General features: G+C 71.2%; 16 protein-coding genes. 8 read left to right on the top strand and 8 right to left on the bottom strand.

Translation table 11 applies throughout. The features are described from left to right. The first annotated feature begins 9 nt into the window (after positions 1 to 9). Complete coding sequence (locus ABZ810_RS00395; protein WP_358397308.1) at positions 10 to 933, top strand: glycerophosphodiester phosphodiesterase family protein; 924 nt, start codon at positions 10 to 12, stop codon at positions 931 to 933. A gap of 229 nt (positions 934 to 1,162) precedes the next feature. On the opposite strand, the gene ABZ810_RS00400 is transcribed toward ABZ810_RS00395, so the two are convergent. Continuing rightward, positions 1,163 to 2,302 (bottom strand): magnesium and cobalt transport protein CorA, encoded by a 1,140-nt coding sequence (locus ABZ810_RS00400; protein WP_358397311.1) that lies wholly within the window; start codon positions 2,300 to 2,302, stop codon positions 1,163 to 1,165. A 341-nt stretch (positions 2,303 to 2,643) separates the two neighbouring features. Here ABZ810_RS00400 and purD point away from each other — a divergent pair, with 341 nt between their 5' ends. The 7 genes from purD to ABZ810_RS00435 all read left to right on the top strand — a co-directional run bounded on the left by purD (position 2,644) and on the right by ABZ810_RS00435 (position 11,486). Continuing rightward, a complete protein-coding gene (purD, locus tag ABZ810_RS00405) occupies positions 2,644 to 3,888 on the top strand; it encodes a phosphoribosylamine--glycine ligase (RefSeq protein ID WP_358397313.1) in 1,245 nt (414 codons plus the stop codon). A 122-nt stretch (positions 3,889 to 4,010) separates the two neighbouring features. Next, complete coding sequence (gene purB / locus ABZ810_RS00410) at positions 4,011 to 5,321, top strand: adenylosuccinate lyase (RefSeq protein WP_358397316.1); 1,311 nt, start codon at positions 4,011 to 4,013, stop codon at positions 5,319 to 5,321. A 4-nt stretch (positions 5,322 to 5,325) separates the two neighbouring features. Beyond that, positions 5,326 to 6,129, top strand: a complete 804-nt coding sequence (locus ABZ810_RS00415) for an MOSC N-terminal beta barrel domain-containing protein (RefSeq protein ID WP_358397319.1) — start codon at positions 5,326 to 5,328, stop codon at positions 6,127 to 6,129. Next, positions 6,126 to 6,983, top strand: a complete 858-nt coding sequence (locus ABZ810_RS00420; protein WP_358397321.1) for a phosphoribosylaminoimidazolesuccinocarboxamide synthase — start codon at positions 6,126 to 6,128, stop codon at positions 6,981 to 6,983. Before ABZ810_RS00415 ends, ABZ810_RS00420 begins: the two co-directional genes overlap by 4 nt. A 397-nt stretch (positions 6,984 to 7,380) precedes the next feature. Next, complete coding sequence (murA, locus tag ABZ810_RS00425; RefSeq protein WP_358398915.1) at positions 7,381 to 8,667, top strand: UDP-N-acetylglucosamine 1-carboxyvinyltransferase; 1,287 nt, start codon at positions 7,381 to 7,383, stop codon at positions 8,665 to 8,667. 705 nt (positions 8,668 to 9,372) lie between these two features. Further along, positions 9,373 to 10,701, top strand: a complete 1,329-nt coding sequence (locus ABZ810_RS00430) for a transcriptional regulator (RefSeq protein WP_358397324.1) — start codon at positions 9,373 to 9,375, stop codon at positions 10,699 to 10,701. Between the two features lie 113 nt (positions 10,702 to 10,814). Further along, positions 10,815 to 11,486 (top strand): hypothetical protein, encoded by a 672-nt coding sequence (locus ABZ810_RS00435; protein WP_358397327.1) that lies wholly within the window; start codon positions 10,815 to 10,817, stop codon positions 11,484 to 11,486. A 130-nt stretch (positions 11,487 to 11,616) separates the two neighbouring features. Here the strand turns inward: ABZ810_RS00435 and hisC are convergent, their stop codons facing one another. From hisC to ABZ810_RS00470, 7 genes are all read right to left on the bottom strand, one after another. Then, positions 11,617 to 12,696: a histidinol-phosphate transaminase gene (gene hisC, locus ABZ810_RS00440; protein WP_358397329.1), complete on the bottom strand. Its 1,080-nt coding sequence runs from the start codon at positions 12,694 to 12,696 to the stop codon at positions 11,617 to 11,619. Positions 12,697 to 12,789: 93 nt separating this feature from the next. After that, positions 12,790 to 13,077 carry a DUF6401 family natural product biosynthesis protein gene (locus ABZ810_RS00445; RefSeq protein ID WP_358397331.1) on the bottom strand — a complete coding sequence of 96 codons (288 nt, stop codon included), beginning with the start codon at positions 13,075 to 13,077 and terminating at the stop codon, positions 12,790 to 12,792. A 161-nt stretch (positions 13,078 to 13,238) separates the two neighbouring features. Continuing rightward, complete coding sequence (locus tag ABZ810_RS00450) at positions 13,239 to 13,958, bottom strand: NUDIX domain-containing protein (RefSeq protein WP_358397334.1); 720 nt, start codon at positions 13,956 to 13,958, stop codon at positions 13,239 to 13,241. 285 nt (positions 13,959 to 14,243) lie between these two features. Continuing rightward, entirely contained in the window at positions 14,244 to 15,401 is a 1,158-nt protein-coding gene (locus ABZ810_RS00455; protein WP_358397336.1) for an NADH:flavin oxidoreductase, read from the bottom strand. After that, entirely contained in the window at positions 15,352 to 15,990 is a 639-nt protein-coding gene (locus ABZ810_RS00460) for a TetR/AcrR family transcriptional regulator (protein WP_358397339.1), read from the bottom strand. Before ABZ810_RS00460 ends, ABZ810_RS00455 begins: the two co-directional genes overlap by 50 nt. A 144-nt stretch (positions 15,991 to 16,134) precedes the next feature. Continuing rightward, entirely contained in the window at positions 16,135 to 16,719 is a 585-nt protein-coding gene (locus ABZ810_RS00465; protein ID WP_358397342.1) for a Uma2 family endonuclease, read from the bottom strand. Positions 16,720 to 16,764: 45 nt separating this feature from the next. Further along, positions 16,765 to 17,841: an RNA ligase (ATP) gene (locus tag ABZ810_RS00470; RefSeq protein WP_358397345.1), complete on the bottom strand. Its 1,077-nt coding sequence runs from the start codon at positions 17,839 to 17,841 to the stop codon at positions 16,765 to 16,767. Between the last annotated feature and the right edge of the window lie 39 nt (positions 17,842 to 17,880).

A 17,880-nucleotide genomic window follows, 5' to 3' on the forward strand; every position in this document is an offset into this window, starting at 1 on the left:
TTCGAGACCGTGATTTCCACCGTGAGGACCGTCGAGGTGCACGGTCATCGGGGGGCACGGGGGTTGCGACCGGAGAACACCCTGCCCGGCTTCGTGCACGCACTCGAGCTCGGCGTCGACGCCGTCGAGCTCGACGTGGGCCTGTCGGCCGACGGCGTGGTGGTGCTCAACCACGACCAGGTGGTGTCGCCGGTCAACCTGAGCGACACCGGGCCGGCGCGGCCGGGCGACCCGATGTACCCGTACGTGGGCAAGGCGATCCGCGATCTCCGGCTCGACCAGCTCACCACCCTCGACGCCGGGGTGCGCAGGCCGGTGAGCGACGACGACCCGTTCGTCCTCACCCAGCTCCCGCTGCCGGGGACGGCGATCCCGACGCTGGCCGAGGCCTGCGCGCTGCTCTCGCGGGCGCCCGGCGTCGATCTCGCCGTCGAGCTCAAGACCGACCCGGACTGGCCCGACGCCGACGTGGCGTTCTTCGCCGCGGCGGTCGCCGAGGTGCTGGGCGCGTTCGACCTGACCCGGCGGAGCCGGATGCTGGCGTTCGACTGGCGGGTGCTCGTCGAGGCGCGGCGGTACGCGCCGGACGCGGGCCGCGTCGCCCTCGTCGAGACCAAGACCCTCGTGCCCGGCACCCGCTGGCTCGCCGGGGCCGAGCCCGGCGACCCGGCCCGCGCCGCGCTCGACGTCGGCGCGACCGTCCTGTCTCCCGAGCGCGTCCTCACGACGCCGGAACTGATCGACGCCGCCCACTCGCTGGCGCTGCCGGTGGTCGTGTGGACGGTGAACGAGCCCGCCGACATGGAACGCCTCGTCGCCTGCGAGGTGGACGCGATCGTGACCGACTACCCGGACCGGCTGCGCACCGTGCTCGCCGCGCACGGCCTGCCGCTCCCGCGCCCGTTCACCCGAACGCTCCTCCAACGCCTCTGACGGCTCCCCAACGTCTGTGACGCTCGCCCAACGTCTGTGACGCTCGCTCAACGTCTGTGACCCTCTCTCAACGCCTCTGGCGCTCACTCAGGGCCTCTGACGCGCCTCAACGCCTCTGTGGCGCTTCCCAGCGCCTGTGGCACGCCTCCAGCGGCTCTGAGGCTCTCGCGGAGCCGTCTGAGGCGTTCTGGAGCCGTTCGCGGGCTCCCGGGGAGCCGCGGGCGTGGTGTCAGAGCCAGCCGTTGCGGCGGAAGCCTCTGTAGAGGCACAGGCAGGCGGTCGCGATCACGCCGAGGATCATCGGGTAGCCGAACGCCCACTCGGTCTCGGGCATGAAGTCGAAGTTCATCCCGTAGATCCCGGCGATGGCGGTGGGCACCATGAAGAGCGCGCCCCAGGCGGAGATCTTGCGCATGTCCTGGTTGTCGGCGACGGTCACCTGCGTCATGTGCGCCTGGAGGATCGGGTTGAGGAGCTCGTCGTAGGCCTCGACCTGGTCGCGGACGCGGGTGAGGTGGTCCTCGACGTCGCGCAGGTACTCCTTGATCTCGCTCGGGACGAAACGCCGGTTGCTCAGGTTGCGCAGCGGCCCGGCGAGCGGCCCGACCGCCCGCTTCAGCTGGATCACCTCGCGCTTGAGCTGGTAGATGCGCCGCGACTCGTCGGTGCGCTCCGGCGAGAAGACGGCCTCCTCGACCTGGTCGAGGTCCTCCTGGACGGCGACGGCCACGCTCACGTAGCCGTCGACCACCCGGTCGGCCACCGCGTGCAGCACCGCGCTCGGGCCCAGGCTGAGCCGCGAGGGGTCCTTCTCCAGGTCCTTGCGCACGCAGCCCAGCTCGCAGTGCGTGCCGTGGCGCACCGTCACCACGAAGTCGGGGCCACAGAAGATCATGACTTCGCCGGTCTCGACGACCTCCGCGCCGTCCGGACCGCGGCGCACGTAACCGACGGTCTTCATGACGAAGAAGTTGACGTCGTCATAACGCTCCAGCTTGGGACGCTGGTGGGCGTTGATGGCGTCCTCGACGGCGAGCTCGTGCAGCCCGAAGACCTCGGCCAGCTCGGCGAGCTCGGTCTCCGACGGCTCGTGCAGCCCGACCCACACGAACCCGGCGCTCGGCTCGGCGGCGGCGCTCATGACCCCGCCGCGGGGCACCTCGGCGGCGGGCATGAGACGGCCGTCGCGGATCATCCGTACCGCGTCGTCGATCGTGTCGGTCGACACCCGATGGCCGTCGATGTAGGCCGCCCAGTCGATGACCGCCGAATCACGCTGAACGACGGACGCGGGCCCGGCGGCGAGACGCCCGCGCGTCTTGAACAGCGACTTGGTCGCCCGGCCAGGGCGGACTCGAGTCATGGCCATGAGGTGCTCCTAACCCTCCGGCCATGCACGCGGCAAGCGCTCAGACCCTCGCGATCAGCGAGGGGAACGCATGGGGGCGGTGGCCGGACGCCGATGAGAGGCGGTCGGATGAACAGTCCGGAGGCTTGGACTGTGAGGGGGCTCCGCAGTACTGCAAGGATCACCAGGACTCATCCCGACCACCTCCTTTCACTCCTAGGCGCCAGGCGACAAGCCTGTGAAGTTTACCAGCCGACATATTTGACGATGTGGACATCGTTCAAGTTCACACGGCCGCGGCGTGGTCCTGATCACACCGTCGGTCCGCCGCCGGGTGGCCGGGCCTACTAGGCTCGTCCGACGTGCGAGTACTCGTTCTTGGATCCGGCGGCCGCGAGCACGCGCTCGCCCGCGCCCTGCACCGCGACCCCTCCGTCACCGCGCTCCACTGCGCGCCCGGCAACCCCGGCACGGCCGCGGTCGCGGCCAACCACGCGCTCGACCCGACCGACCCGACGGCGGTCGTGGAGCTGGCCCAGCGCCTGGGCGTCACGCTCGTGGTGATCGGGCCCGAGGCGCCGCTGGTGGCCGGGGTCGCCGACGCGCTGCGGGCGGCCGCGATCCCCTGCTTCGGGCCGGACAGGGCGGCGGCCCGGATCGAGGGCTCCAAGGCGTTCGCCAAGGAGGTCATGGCGTCGGCGGGCGTGCCGACCGCCGACGCCCGGGTGTGCGAGACGACCGCGCAGGCCGCCGCGGCGCTGGACGAGTTCGGGCCGCCGTACGTGGTCAAGGACGACGGCCTGGCGGCCGGCAAGGGCGTGGTCGTGACCGAGAGCCGGGACGTGGCCCTGGCGCACGCGGGCGGCTGCGACCGGGTGGTGATCGAGGACTATCTCGACGGTCCGGAGGTCTCCCTCTTCGCGCTCTGCGACGGGCAGGACGCGGTGCCGCTGATGCCCGCCCAGGATTTCAAGCGCGCCTACGACGGCGACGCCGGGCCCAACACCGGCGGCATGGGCGCCTACACGCCGCTGCCGTGGATCCCCGAGGGCCTGGTGGACGAGGTGATGGCCACCGTCGTCCAGCCCACCGTGGACGAGCTGCGCCGGCGCGACACGCCGTACGTGGGCGTCCTCTACGCGGGCCTGGCCCTCACGTCCAAGGGGGTGCGCGTGGTGGAGTTCAACGCGCGCTTCGGCGACCCGGAGACCCAGGTCGTGCTCGACCGCCTCGCCACGCCCCTGGGCAGCCTGCTGCAGACGTGCGCGATCGGCGGTCTCGTCCGGGGGACGCGGCTGTCGTGGTTCCCGGGCGCGGCCGTGACGGTCGTGATCGCCGCGGAGCACTACCCCGAGGCGCCGGTCAAGGGCGACGAGATCCTGGGGCTCGACGAGGCCGCCCAGGTGCCGGGGGCGTACGTGCTGCACGCCGGGACCAAGCGCGCCGGCGACGGATTCGTCGCGAACGGCGGCCGGGTGCTCAACGTGGTGGGCACCGGTGACGACCTCGCCGCCGCCCGGACCGCCGCGTACGAGGCCGCGGCCAGGATCCGGATCCGCGGCGCCCACCACCGCGGCGACATCGCCCTCAAGGCCGTCGAGGGCTGACCCGCGGCGGCGCACGCCGTCCATGCCGGCGCACGGCGGCCGGCGCGCACTGCGGCACGCCCCCGCGGCGCGCCGGACACCTGAGGCGGGAGCATCGAGGGTCACCTGGGACAATCAGGTTTGTGATTGAGCGTTACACCCTTCCGGAAATGGGCCGCGTCTGGAGTGACGCGCACAAGTACGAGCTGTGGTGCCAGGTCGAGACCCTGGTGGTCGAGGCGCACGCCGCGGCCGGCACCATCCCGGCGGAGGTGGTGGAGCCGGTGCGCAAGGCGCCGCCGCCCACGCCGGAGGCGGTGCACGAGATCGAGGCGGTCACCCAGCACGACGTGATCGCCTTCCTGTCGGCCTGGGCCGACAACACCGAGCCGCGCGAGGCGGCCCGGTACGTGCATTTCGGCATGACCTCCTCCGACCTGCTCGACACCGCGCTCGCGCTGCAACTGGTCGAGGCCACCGACATCCTGCTGGCCAAGTCCGACACGCTCGTGGCCACGCTCCGCGACCACGCGCTGGAGCACCGCGCCACCCTCCGGGTCGGCCGGACGCACGGCATCCACGGCGAGCCCGACGTCTGGGGCCACCGGGTCGCCGACTTCGCGTTCGCCACGGCACGTTCGCGCGACCGGCTCAAGAGGGCCCGCGAGGCGGTCGGCGTCATGGCCATCTCCGGCGCCGTCGGCACCTACTCCAACATCGACCCCGCGATCGAACGGCACGTCGCGCGCAAGCTCGGCCTCAAGTCGGCCGACGTGTCGACCCAGGTGGTCATCCGCGACGGCATCAGCGAGTGGGTCTCGTCGCTGGCGATCATGGCGACGGTGCTGGAGGCCATCGCGCTGGAGGTGCGGCACGGCCAGCGCACCGAGGTCCGCGAGCTCTGGGAGCCCTTCGGCAAGGGCCAGAAGGGTTCGTCGGCGATGCCGCACAAGAAGAACCCGATCATCTCCGAGCGGCTGGCCGGCATGGCCCGCATCGTGCGCGCGCAGATCGTCCCGGTCATGGAGGGCATCCCGCTCTGGCACGAGCGCGACATCTCGCACTCGTCCACCGAGCGCATCGCGCTGCCGGACGCCTCGGTCGCGCTCGACTACATGCTCAACCTCACCAACCGGCTGATGTCCGGGCTGGTCGTCGACGCCGACCGGATGACGGCCAACCTGGAGTCCACCGGCGGGCTGATCTACACCTCGACGGTGCTGCTGGAGCTGGTCGAGGCCGGGATGTCGCGCGACGACGAGGCGTACCCGCTCGTCCAGAAGGCCGCGATGGAGACCTGGCAGACCGGCGTCCCGTTCCGCGAGACGCTGCGCAAGCACGCCGCCGAGGCGGGCCTGTCGCTGGACGAGGAACGGCTGGACGCGGTGTGCCGGCCGGAGCGGTTCGTCGAGCGGCTCGGCCCGATGTTCGACCGGCTCGCGGCCCTCGCCTGACGCCATGGGCGACACGGGGGCGGTGCTGACCGAGCTCAACGTCTATCCGCTCAAGAGCGGCGGCGGCACGCCGCTGCGCGCCGCGGAGCTGACGTCCACGGGGTTGCGGTTCGACCGCGAGTTCATGCTGACGACGCCCGAGGGCCGGTTCCTGTCGCAGCGCGACCACGCGCGGATGGCGCTGATGCGCCCGACGTACGACGGCGAGCAGCTCGCCGTCGCCGTCGAAGGCCTGGAGACACTTTTCCACAAGCCTGTGGACGACGGTCCGGTGGTGGACGTCACCGTGCAGCGGGCCGAATGCCAGGGCGTCGACCAGGGCGACGCGGCGGCGGAGTGGTTCGGCGCCTTCCTCGGCGTCGAGGCGCGCCTGGTGCGGTTCACCGGGCACCGGCCCACCAGCAGGGGCGGCGGCGAGACGGCGTTCGCCGACGGCTACCCGCTCCTGCTCATCTCCGAGGAGTCGCTGGACGACCTCAACGGGCGGCTCGACACCCCGCTGCCGATGAACCGTTTCCGCCCCAACCTGGTCGTTCGCGGGCTCGGCGCGTTCGGTGAGGACTCCGTCCGGCGGCTGCGCGTCGGCGACGTCGAGATCGAACTGGTCAAGTCCTGCGCCCGCTGCGTGATCACGACCACCGACCAGGAGTCGGGCGAACGCGGCCGCGAACCGCTGCGCACGCTCGCGCGGTACCGGACGATCGACCGCGGGATCAGGTTCGGCCAGAACGGCGTCCCGCGCACCGTCGGCCCGCTCGCCGTCGGCGACCCTGTGGAAATCCTGGAAGCGACCGAAGGGGCCCGATGAAGCATCTGCACAGCGGCAAGGTCCGTGATCTGTACGAGCTGCCCGGCGGCGAGCTGGCGATGGTCGCGCGCGACACGATGTCCGCGTACGACCACATCCTCGACACCCCGATCCCGGACAAGGGTGCGATCCTCACCCAGCTGTCGTTGTGGTGGTTCGAGCGGCTGGCGGACCTGCTGCCCAACCACGTGATCTCCACCGACCCGCCGGAGGGCGCCCCGGCCGGCTGGGCGGGCCGGGTGGTCGTCGTGGAACGCCTCGACATGGTCAAGGTCGAGTGCGTCGCCCGCGGCTACCTCGCGGGCGGCGGGCTCAGGGAGTACCGGCAGGACGGCGCGGTGAGCGGCGTGCCGCTGCCGGACGGCCTGCTGGACGGCTCGGTGCTGCCCGAGCCGATCTTCACCCCGACCACCAAGGCCGACGTCGGCGCGCACGACGAGCCGATGACGTTCGGCGAGGTGGTCGCGCAGGAGGGCGCCGAGGAGGCCGAACGGCTCCGCGAGGTGACGCTCGCCGTCTACCGGCGCGGCGCCGAGCTGGCCCTCGACCGCGGGATCATCGTCGCGGACACCAAGATCGAGCTCGGCCGGCGCGCGGACGGCGAACTGGTCCTGGCCGACGAGGTGCTGACCCCGGACTCGTCCCGGTTCTGGCCCGTCGACCGGTGGGAGCCGGGACACGCCCAGCCCTCGTTCGACAAGCAGTTCGTCCGCGACTGGCTGGCCTCGCCGGAGTCCGGATGGGACCGCGCGGCGGGCGGTCCGCCGCCGCCGCTGCCCCCTGAGATCATCGAACGGACCAGGGCCAAGTACGTGGAGGCCTACGAACGCCTGACGGGCCGCACGTTCGCCTGATGTGGCCGCACGTCGCCCTGACGGACCGTGAGCCGCCCCGATCGGCCGCACGTCCGGCCGATTCGCCGTACTTTCGTGCGACCCGCCGGACGGGCGGGTGGACGCGGGATGCGGCGGGGCTCACACTCTAGACGCGGCAAAACGCGAACCTTTGCGCGAATGCCACTGTCTAAGTGAACGCGACGGGAAGGGGAGTCGTACCGTCGCCACGGGCCGTGCACTACGGACGCCGCACCCTCGGTGCGGTGGTTTACTGGGGGCGCGTTTCATGGAGGGGACACCGTTAGGCGTGCTCGGCCCTTGTGATCCCGCTGTTCCGGAAGTGAACGGCCAGGTCGGCAGTCTCATTTGAACTGGTAGCACCGTTTCCGCAATTAAGGAGTAAGGCGGCATGAGCATGGGCCAAGACGTTCGTTACCGCGTGCGCGGGGGACGGCCTCTGCAGGGCACGGTCTTCATCCAGGGCGCCAAGAACGCGGTCCTGCCGATGATCGGCGCCTCGCTGATGGCCTCCAAGGGCCGTACGGTCCTGCGCAATGTCCCGATCATCGAGGACGTGCGCCGCGCGGTCGAGCTGGCTCGGGCCATCGGGGCCAAGGCGGAACTGCACGAGGCCGAGCGCACGCTCGTCATCGACGCGTCGACGCTCACCAGCCCGGTGCTCCCGGCCGACATCGCCTCCCGGTTCCGGGGGTCGTTCCTGTTCGTCCCGGCGCTGCTGCACCGGCTGGGCGAGGCCATCATCGAGGGCGTGGGCGGCTGCAACCTCGGCAGCCGCAACCTGGACTTCCACTACAACGGCTTCAAGCGCATGGGCGCCACCGTCACCGAGCAGGTGGCCGACAACGGCGACGGCGTCATCCACATCAAGGCCGGCGACCTGCGCGGCGCCACGCTCTACTGCGACACCCCGTCGCACACCGGCACCGAAAACCTGATCATGGCCGGGGCGCTGGCGGGCGGCACCACCCTGATCAAGAACGCCGCGCTCGAGCCCGAGGTCCTCGACAACATCGAGATCCTCCAGCGCATGGGCGCCAGGATCAGCGGTGGCGGCACCGGCTTCATCACCGTCGAGGGAGTCGACGAGCTCACCGCGGTCGAGCACACCGTGATGCCGGACCGCATCGACGCCGGCGTGTTCGTCATGGCGGCCGCGATCACCGGCGGCGAGCTCGGCCTCGTCGGCGCCTCGCTGGAGCACCTCGGCGTCGCGGCCGACAAGCTCGAGCAGATGGGCGTGGAGTTCCACCAGCAGGGCGCGGTGCTCCAGGTGCGGCGCGACCGGCCGCTCCGGCCGATCAACGTCATCACCGACGAGTACCCGGGCTTCGCGACCGACCTCCAGTCGCCGATCATGGCGCTGTCCTGCTTCGCGGACGGCCCGTCCTACATCTACGAGCGCATCTTCGACGGCCGCTTCAAGCTCGCCGAGGAGCTCACCAAGATGGGCGCCGACATCGAGGTCGACGGCAACCGGGCCAAGGTCAACGGCCCGAGCGCCCTGCGCGGCGCCGAGGTCGAGGCGCACGACCTGCGCTGCGGCAGCGCCCTGGTGCTCGCCGGCCTCGCCGCCGAGGGCGAGACCACGATCACTTCGGCCTACTACCTCGACCGCGGTCACGCCCACACCGCCGAGCGCCTGTCGCAGCTCGGCGCCGACATCATCCGCGAGACGGTCTAAAGCCCGTTTCCGGCCCCGGACTTTCGGACACCCCTGCCGGGCGCCAGGCACACGCCTGGCGCCCGGCAGCGTTCGTGTGAGGGGCGCGATGCCTTCCACCCGTGCCGTGACCGCCGCCAACTGCCGGAACCTCTGAGCGGCCCTGTCGGGCGAGCTGACAGTCAATCGGACAGCCGGTCAGAATCAGGCATGGACGTGCGGTTCTGGGCTATATGGACGTTTACTGCGCAGTCGGAACCGGGTTGGTCGATTTTCGGGCCGCGCGTAAACCAATCGGTCGCCGCAGGGGTCTCTTCAGTGCGCATCAGCGCCAGAAGGAGGTCCCCGCGGTGTTTTCGGGTCTTGTTTTTCATCTTCGGACGACCGAAGATGCAGAATCAAGACTGACCGAATGGTGACAAATTACTGACCAAGGGGTCGCGTAGGTTACTTTTTCGCCGCACTCTTGATTCGATTTCGCGTCTGGGCGTCACACATCGTCGCCCTGACCCGATCTGCCCACATAGGAGGACGCCGAGCAGAGCTCGTCCAACGAGAGGGTGGTTGGGCGGGGGCTGCGGGAAGGCGAATCGCACGGGAACTGCGGTGCTGGGTCAGAAGGCAGGGGCGACAAGCCATGAGTCAACCGTTGGGCGGAGCGTGCGCGAACGCATGGCCGGGGCCGGGCCCCCGCCACAGGGCAGACCGGGAAGCGAGCGGGCGCTGATGACGGCAGCGAGGACGGGGTCGGTGACCCCCGACCTGACGATCGGCGTCGTGGGTCCGCATGACCTCGTAGAGCGGGTCATGCTGATGGGCCACGGCCCGACGCCGGTGCCGAGCCGGCTCGTGGCCGCCGCGTACCGCGACGAACAGGAAGCGGCCGACAAGGTCGTACGGCTGGGCTCGGGCGTGGACGTGTGCCTGTTCGCGAGCCCGGTGCCGTACGACTTCGCGCGTAAGGCGGGCGTGCTCACGATGCCCGCCACCTACGTGCCCCTGAACGGGGCGGCACTACAGGGGGCGCTGCTGCGCGCCTCCCTCGACGAACGTTTCGATCCGGCCAGGGTGAGCATCGACGTGCTCGGCCGCGCCGAGGTCGAGGAGGCGTACGCCGAGATCAATCTGGCCACCGACCAGGTCCATCTGCGCGAGGAGGCGGCGGGGCCGGGAACCCTCGCCGCGTTCCACGAGCGCCTGTGGCGGCGCGGCGCGACCACGGTCGCGATGACCTGCGTGCACGCCACGGCCGAACGTATGGAGATGGCCGGGGTCCCTACCATCCGGGTGCGCCCGACCGGCGCCGCGATCCGCAGTTCGCTGCAGACCGCCGCGCTGCTGGGCGCCCACCACCGTCTCGAGGAGTCGCAGCTCGTCACCGTCCTGGTCGACGTGCCGACGCTCCGCGAGACGCCCCGCCGCGTGACACCGCGTTACTGGCGGGACGAGCTCAAGCTGGCGCTCCACCGCGTGCTCCTCCAGGAGGCGCACCGGATGAACGCCTCCGTATGGCCCCTCGACGACCACAGCTACCTGGTCATCGCCACCCGGGGGTCGGTCACGGCCTCCACCGAGGGCTTCCGCACACCCCCGTTCGTCGAACGGGTCCGCGAGGAGCTCGGGCTGGCCATCGAGGTCGGCATCGGCATGGGCCGCACCGCCCACGAGGCCGAGACGCACGCCCGCGCCGCGCTGGCGCGCTCGCAGAGCTCGCAGCGCGCCCAGGGCTTCGCTCTCGACCGCGACGGCCGGGCACTGGTGCCCGCGCCCCGCACACCCCCTCGCGCGCAGCCGCAGGCCAAGCCGAAGGGGTTGGAGATCCTCGCCCGCCTGGCCGACAAGCTGGGCGACCAGGATCAGCCGTTGATCGTCGACGCCGAGAACGCCGGCAAGATGCTCGGCGTCACCCCCCGTACCGCCCGGCGCCTGCTGCGCACGCTGGTCGAGGAGGGCCTCGCCTGGCCGCTCCCGCCCAACCGCACGCCGCAGCCCGGACGGCCACGCCAGCTCTACCGGCTGATCGTGGAGAAGCTGGGGCCGAAGGCCAGCACCTAGGCGCTCCGCGGCGTCACGTAGAGATTCCGCACGGTATCAAGCGGCCGGGGCCAACCCGGCCGCTTGATCCCGCGTCGGACAAGCATGGAGACATGCGAGTCGGCGGGGGCACGATGAGCGACCGCCGATCCAAAACCCCGCGTCCCGAGCCCGCCGAGCGTTCGCAGACGCTCGCGTGGGCCTACGCGCGACGCGAGCACCTGCACTGGCCGGGCCCCAAGGCCGCGTCCCTCACGGCGACCCTCGCGGGCCTGCTGGGCCGCGGCGAAGGAACGTCCGAACGAGCCCGCATCGCCGCCGCCGCCGGCGTCGCCGCGCTGATCCTGGGATCGGGCGTGGCGGTCTCCGCCATGGTCGGCTACCAGCCCATCCGCAAGGGCCTGCCGGCCCTGCTGCAACTCTCGCCGACCCCCGCCCCCGCCGGCACCGAACCCGCCGACGGCAAGGGCGGACGGAACGACGTGGGCGGCACCGCCCCTGGCGACCCCGGGCTGCCGCCCGCCGTCGCCCCGCAGACCTCGCGCACGTCGGCGCCCCCGGGAACGTCACCGGTCAGCCGCGTCCGCGACCCGTCCATCCGGCCCACCACGCCGTCGACGACCAAGCCGCCGACCACCACGCCACCGGACCCGCCGGTCACCCAGCCGGACCCGCCGGTCACCGACCCCGGCGTGACCGATCCGCCCGTCACCACACCGGACCCGCCCACCCCCGACCCGCCCACGCCGGACCCACCGGCAGGCGACCCCACCACCCCGGCCGCCGACACCCCCGCCACGAGCTGACCCGCACCGAGCGGCCCAGGCGTCCGTGAGCTGGCGATCGCGATCAACGGGTGAGCGACCCGGCCAGCGACCGGGCCTGGCCTGCGTCCGGGGGCGGGGGGCGCTGGTCGGTTGGGTGTGGAAGCGGGGGTTAGTTGCGGTGGGGGTAGGTGTGGGCTACGGCCAGGAAGGCGTCGTTCTCCTCGGGGGAGCCGATGGAGACCCGGGCGCCCTCGCCGGGGAAGGGGCGGACGCTGACGCCCTGGGCGTCGCACGCGGCGGAGAAGTCCAGGGTGCGCTCGTTCAGCCGCAGCCAGACGAAGTTGGCCTCGGTGGGCGGGACGGTCCAGCCGTCGGCGATCAGGGTGTCGCGGACGCGCTCGCGTTCCTTGACGGTGCTCTCCACCCGGGTGAGCAGCTCGTCGGTGGCGGCGAGGGAGGCGATGGCGGCGGCCTGGACGACGGCGTTCACGCTGAACGGCAGGAAGGTCTTGCGCACGGCCGCGGCGACCTCGGGGTGCGCCACCATGAAGCCGATGCGCAGGCCGGCGAGTCCGTAGGCCTTGGAGAACGTCCGCAGGATCGCCAGGTTGGGGCGGTCACCGTACAGCTCCAGACCGTCGGGCACCGCGTCGTCCCGCACGTACTCGCGGTACGCCTCGTCGAGCACCACCAGGCAGTCGGCCGGGACGCGGTCGAGGAACGCCTCCAGCTCCGGACGGCGGACGATCGTGCCGGTCGGGTTGTTGGGGTTGCAGATGAAGATCAGCCGGGTGTGCTCGGTGATCGCGTCGGCGATCGCGTCCAGGTCGTGCGCCTCGTCGCGCAGCGTCACCTGGACGGAGGTCGCGCCGGACAGCGAGACCAGCAGGGGGTAGGCCTCGAACGAGCGCCAGGCGTAGATCACCTCGGCGCCGGGCTCGGCCACCGCCTCCAGCAACATCTGGGTGACGCCGACCGATCCGCACCCCACCGCCACATGGTCCGCGGGCACCCCGAACGTGGCGCTGATCGTGTCGATCAGCGCGGTGCAGTTGTTGTCGGGGTAGCGGTTGACCGTCAGCGCCGCCGCGCTGATCGCCTCGACCACCGAGGGCAGCGGCCCCGCCGGCGACTCGTTCGACGACAGCTTGTAGGAGCGGCCCTCCGGTGAGACCACGACCTTGCCGGGCTTGTAGGCCACGAACCGGTCGAGGACGGAGCGGAAGCGCGGAGTGGTTCCCTCGGACACCGTTGTCCTCCAGACGTACGGGGGTGGTGGTCCCAGCCTACGGATCGTCCCGTTCCGGATCGGCGGGCGGGCGGCCCGAGCGATCCGGACCCTTCAGACGTTCTCCCGCATCATCCAGCAGACCGCCACGATGCGCACGAACTCCCAGTCGCGGGTGCTCCCCGGCCACCAGCCGCGCCGGAACGCGTCCTCGGCGAAGCCGTGCAGGTAGTCCATGAGGACGTCGGGGTGCGGCCGGTGCGCGCCGATGTCGTCGCGCACCGCCGCCACATGCTGGTCGACGGCCGCGGCGAGCCCCGGGGTACCGGACATCTCGGCCACACCGGCGTCGCCGATGTCCCTGACGAGGAGGCCGAGCTCCTCGGACATGTCGCCATCCATGGGATCAAAAGCTAGCAATGCCCAGGTCATGCGATGTCCGCCGACGCGATTTCTTTACCCAGTGACCGCCGACATAGTCGTCCCTTCCGAACGGTCGCCGGAAGCTCGCACGCCCCGCGCGGCAGGCCCTTGAGCACCCGTAGGTGCGACGCGGGGACGGCTCAGGCGACGGGTGACCTTGCCGTCGACGGGCTTTCCAGCGGAACCTGCGGCGACGGGCGGAGCATGGGCGGGCGTAGTTGCTCGGCGTCGCCGCGGATGTAGAGGCGGGCGGGCCGTCCGCCGTCGCGCGTGGTGGTGCGGCCGGTCGGGACCAGGAAACGGTCGGCGCCGGTGACCTTCCGGTGGAAGTTCCGCGGGTCGAGGGGGGTGCCCCAGACGATCTCGTACACTCGGCGCAGCTCCGCGACGGTGAACTCGGGCGGGCAGAACGCGGCGGCCAGCGAGGTGTACTCCAGCTTGGCGCGGGCCCGTTCGACCCCGTCGCACAGGATGCGCTTGTGGTCGAACGCGGCACGATCATGGCGGATCAGGTCGTCCACCGCCGACCAGAGCACCTGAGCCCGGGACGAGGCGGGCAGGTCCGGCGCGAGGCCCAGGTAGGCGACGCTGACGACGCGCTGGCGCGGGTCGCGGTCCGGGTAGCCGTAGGTGGCCAGCTGTTCGAGGTGGATCCGCACGTCTGCCAGGCCCGCCCGTTCCGCCATCAGGCGCGCGGCGGCCACCGGCAGGTCCTCGTCCAGCTGGATGAACCCGCCCGGCAACGACCAGCAACCGTCGTAAGGCGCCCGGTCCCGCCGCCACATCAAGGCGGAGAGCCGCTGTTCCCGCACAGTGAGGACGACTAGGTCGACGGTGACGGCGAGGCGGGGCACGGGCATGCTTGAACGTTACCGCCAACGCCCCATATGCACGTGATCCTCGCCCTCGGCCCCGGCCTCCGGGCTTCTGGGACGACCGCGCCGAAAATGTCGTAGCCGTCCATTAACTTTCCGTGACAAGCCCTCCCAAGGTCGCGACCTCCTCGACGACTTCTTCGAGATGCGCCCCGCCACCGGGGGTCGAGATCCTCAGACCCGCTGCACGGGATCATCGTGGAATGCGTGAAGGCGGAGTGCTTGCCTCGCGGGGTTGCGTGGGTCAGGAGGCGGTGGGTGCCTGGGCGGTCACGTGAGGACGCAGCGGGTGCCGCTGTAGATGGTGGGCATGCAGCGGTTGCAGTGGATGCACTGGGATGTGGTGGTGTCGTCCTTCTGGATGCGTGCGATGAGGTCGGGCTCCATGAGCAGGGCGCGGCCCATGGCGACGAACTCGAAGCCCTCGTTCATGGCGGTGTCCATGGAGGCGCGGTCGGTGACGCCGCCCAGCAGGATCAGCGGCATGGTCAGGGCCTCGCGGAAGCGGCGGGCCAGCGGCAGCAGGTAGAGCGGCTCGTACGGGTAGTGGCGCAGGAACGCGCGGCCGAAGACGCGGAGCCCGGTGCGGAGAGGTTGCGGGAACGCGGCGGCGAAGTCCTTGACGGGCGGCTTCCCGTGGAAGAGGTACATCGGGTTGAGGAACGAGCTTCCGGCCGTCAGCTCCAGGGCGTCCAGGTGGCCGTCGGCCTCCAGGAGACGGGCGGCCTCGATGCTGTCGTCGGGGTTCAGTCCCTTGCGCACGCCGTCGTCCATGTTGAGCTTGGCGGTGACGGCGACGCGGGTGCCGACGCGGGTGCGGACGGCCTCGGCGACCTCGCGGGCGAGCCGGGCGCGGGCGGGCAGTGCCCCGCCCCAGCCGTCGCGCCGGCGGTTGAGGCGGGGGCTGAGGAACGAGCTGATCAGGTAGTTGTGGCCGAAGTGCAGTTCGACCGAGTCGAAGCCGCTGTCGGCGGCCAGCTCGGCGGCGTCGGCGTGGGCACCGATGACGCGGGTGATGTCCTCGGGCGAGACGCCCTGGATGAACTGGCCGGTGAGCGGGCTCAGACGGCGGGACGCGCTGAGGGCGGGGGCCCGGTTGGAACGGGCGTCGGCGACCGGGCCGGCGTGGCCGACCTGCGCGGCGATCGCCGCGCCCTCGGCGTGGACGGCCTCGGTCAGCCGGGTCAGCCCGGGAACGGCCTCCGGGCGCATGTGGATCTGGCGGCGTTCGGTACGGCCCTCGGGCGCGACCGCGCAGTAGGCGACCGTGGTCATGCCGACGCCGCCCGCGGCCATGGCCCGGTGAAACTCGATCAGCTCGTCGGTGACCAGGCCCTTCGGCGTGCGGCCCTCGAACGTGGCGGCCTTGATGGTGCGGTTACGCAGGGTCAGCGGCCCCAGGCGGGCGGGCTCGAAGATCGTGGCCATGGGGGGTGGCTCCTTCCGCGGCCATCCCGGCCGCGACGAAAGCGATGACCGTTGGAGTCGGGGGCGGCGGTCCGGCGGAGTCGCCGAACGGGGCCCCGTAGGTGAGGAGGACCAGGTCGCGGGCCAGCCGCCACCGTTCGGCCACGGCGTGCGCCGGCAGGTGCGGGAGCGCTCGGCCGAGCATGGCGATCCACGGCTCGGGTGCGGACCAGGGCGAACGCCAGGGCAGCGGCTGACCGGAGAGGACGAGGCGCGCGAGCAGCGCCAGCATCCAGCGGCGCGAATCGTCCCCCGCGATCCGCGCCATCGGCTCCACCAGCGCCCGAGCGATCTCCCCGACCTCGGGTGCCACGGGGATCTTCAGCGTGGTCAGGGACTCGTCCCACGCCTGCTTGAGGCTGCGTTCCAGGAGGGCCGTGACCAGCTCCTCCTTGGAACCGAAGTGGTAGTGCACAGCCGCCGGGTTCATGCCCGCGGCCTTGTTGACGGCACGCACCGACATCCGTTCGTACCCCTGCTCGCGCAGGAGCCGTTCGGCGGCGTCAAGAAGGCGCTGTCGCGCGTCGGTCTCGCTTCGCGTCGGCTGCACCCGTCCAGTGGACCATGGCTAGGTCAGCCGGGTCAATCACCGATTCAATCAGTGATTGACTCGTCGGCCGGCGAGTTACCGAGCGGATTCGGCCGGGGTCAGACGCGTTCCAGCTCTGTGAAGGGGACGTTGAGCTTGATCCCCTCAGGCAGCTCGGTGACCAGGGCGCCGCGGTGGGACGGCCGCCAGCTGGTAGTTGCGCCCGCTCCAGTCCAGCCGATGTTCTTCGACCGAGCCGATGCGATCACCGTCCATCACCACGATCAGGTAGACGGGGATGCCCTGTGCGGCGTATTCGGCGCGCTTGTCGTTGAAATCCACCTCATCGTCCGAGGATGTGATCTCTACGGCCGTGATCACATCGTCGGACCAGAGCCTGGCCCCGCGGTCCAGGCATCGCAGCACGCTGATGTCCGGACGCCGGAAGGTGAAACGTTTCCCGGACCTGGCGACGTGGGGATTTCGATGCCGGTAGCGCATGTCGGTGTCCTGGAGAACGTCTAGGCGCGGTTCCGGAGGACGCACGGCCAGCAGGGCCATGGTCAGATCGCGTGACGCGCGCTGGTGCTCCGGGGTTGGAGACTCGCAGAACACAACGCGGCCATCGACGACCTCGATGGACTTGCAGACCTCGTCTGGAAGGGCCTCGTACTCCTCCTCGGTGATGAGCAGGCTGGACGGATCCGTGGCCCAGACGGGGAGCGGCACGATGAGCTCCTTCTCGATCAAGATGCTGCTCAAGAGCTTGTCGAGGTGCGTCGATGGAGGGTTGCGTCACTCGTATTCGGTGCCGTTCTTGCGGGTGAGGTAGGCGGGGGACACGAACTTGCCGATCGCCCGGCCGCCTGTGACGGGGCTGTAGCGTTCGGCGGCGGTACGGACGACCAGGCCCTCGCGCAGGTGCGCGCCCTGGCCCGAGACGGTCTCGCGACCGTTCGCCAGCGTCATGAGGGCGTCCGCGTCGTACGGGCCGGTGTAGAGGACGGGGACGGCGGGCAGGCCGACCTTCTCCAGCAGCGCGGCCAGCTCGGCCGGGTCGAGCCAGCGGACCCGCTCGGCACCCGACGAGACGGCCACGTCGAACACCGCGTAGCCGGGACGCTCACCCTTGCCGCTGGCCCCGTACGCGAGGTCCTGCACGCCCTGCCCGAAGACCTCCCCGAACACGGCGACGCGGTCGGCGGCGAGGAGATCCGCGATGCGGGCGGCGGCCTCGGGCACGCCGTGCGCCTCGACCGCCCGCCAGTACAGGTTGGACGGGTCGTGCCTGATCGCCAGCCGCTTGGCGCTGAACCCCTTGGACGAGACGTACGACGCGTCCCCGGCCAGCGTGAACGCGCAGGCGGTGCCGTGCACCTTCTCCGTCGCGACGACGGCCTCGCCGGTCTCGAAGAGCGCCGGGTAACGCTTGACGTCCTCGATGTCGATCCACGGCACGAGGTCCGGCGCGGCCTCCATCTCGCCGGCCATGTGAACGGGGATCGGCGGCACCCACTTGGTGACGCCCAGGTCCGCCGCGAAGTCCCGCCCCTCGGCGTGCGCGGCCGCCAGATCCGTGCCGTTCACCGCGGCCGGTACGCAGACGATGCCCTGCGACAGCTCGCCGCGCAGCCGCACGGCCTTGACGCGGTTCTTCGCCGACCCCGCGAGCTTGCCGGTCAGCCCGAGCTCCTCGATCAGCGCGTCCGGGAGCTGGGAACCCTCGGGGATGTAGAGCGCCCAGTCGCCCGTCCGGTATTCGCCCTTCGCGACGACGGCGCGGTAGAGCCCGACCTGGGCCAGCTCCAGCGCGTCGGCGTTGTCGTGGGGATGGACGGTCAGCAGCTCGGCGGTGACCCGCAGCGTGGACATCGCAGACCTTCCTCGTGAACGGCGACGATGTTCAGAGTC

The sequence above is a fragment of the Spirillospora sp. NPDC047279 genome (assembly GCF_040643285.1).
Taxonomy (GTDB): Bacteria; Actinomycetota; Actinomycetes; order Streptosporangiales; family Streptosporangiaceae; genus Spirillospora.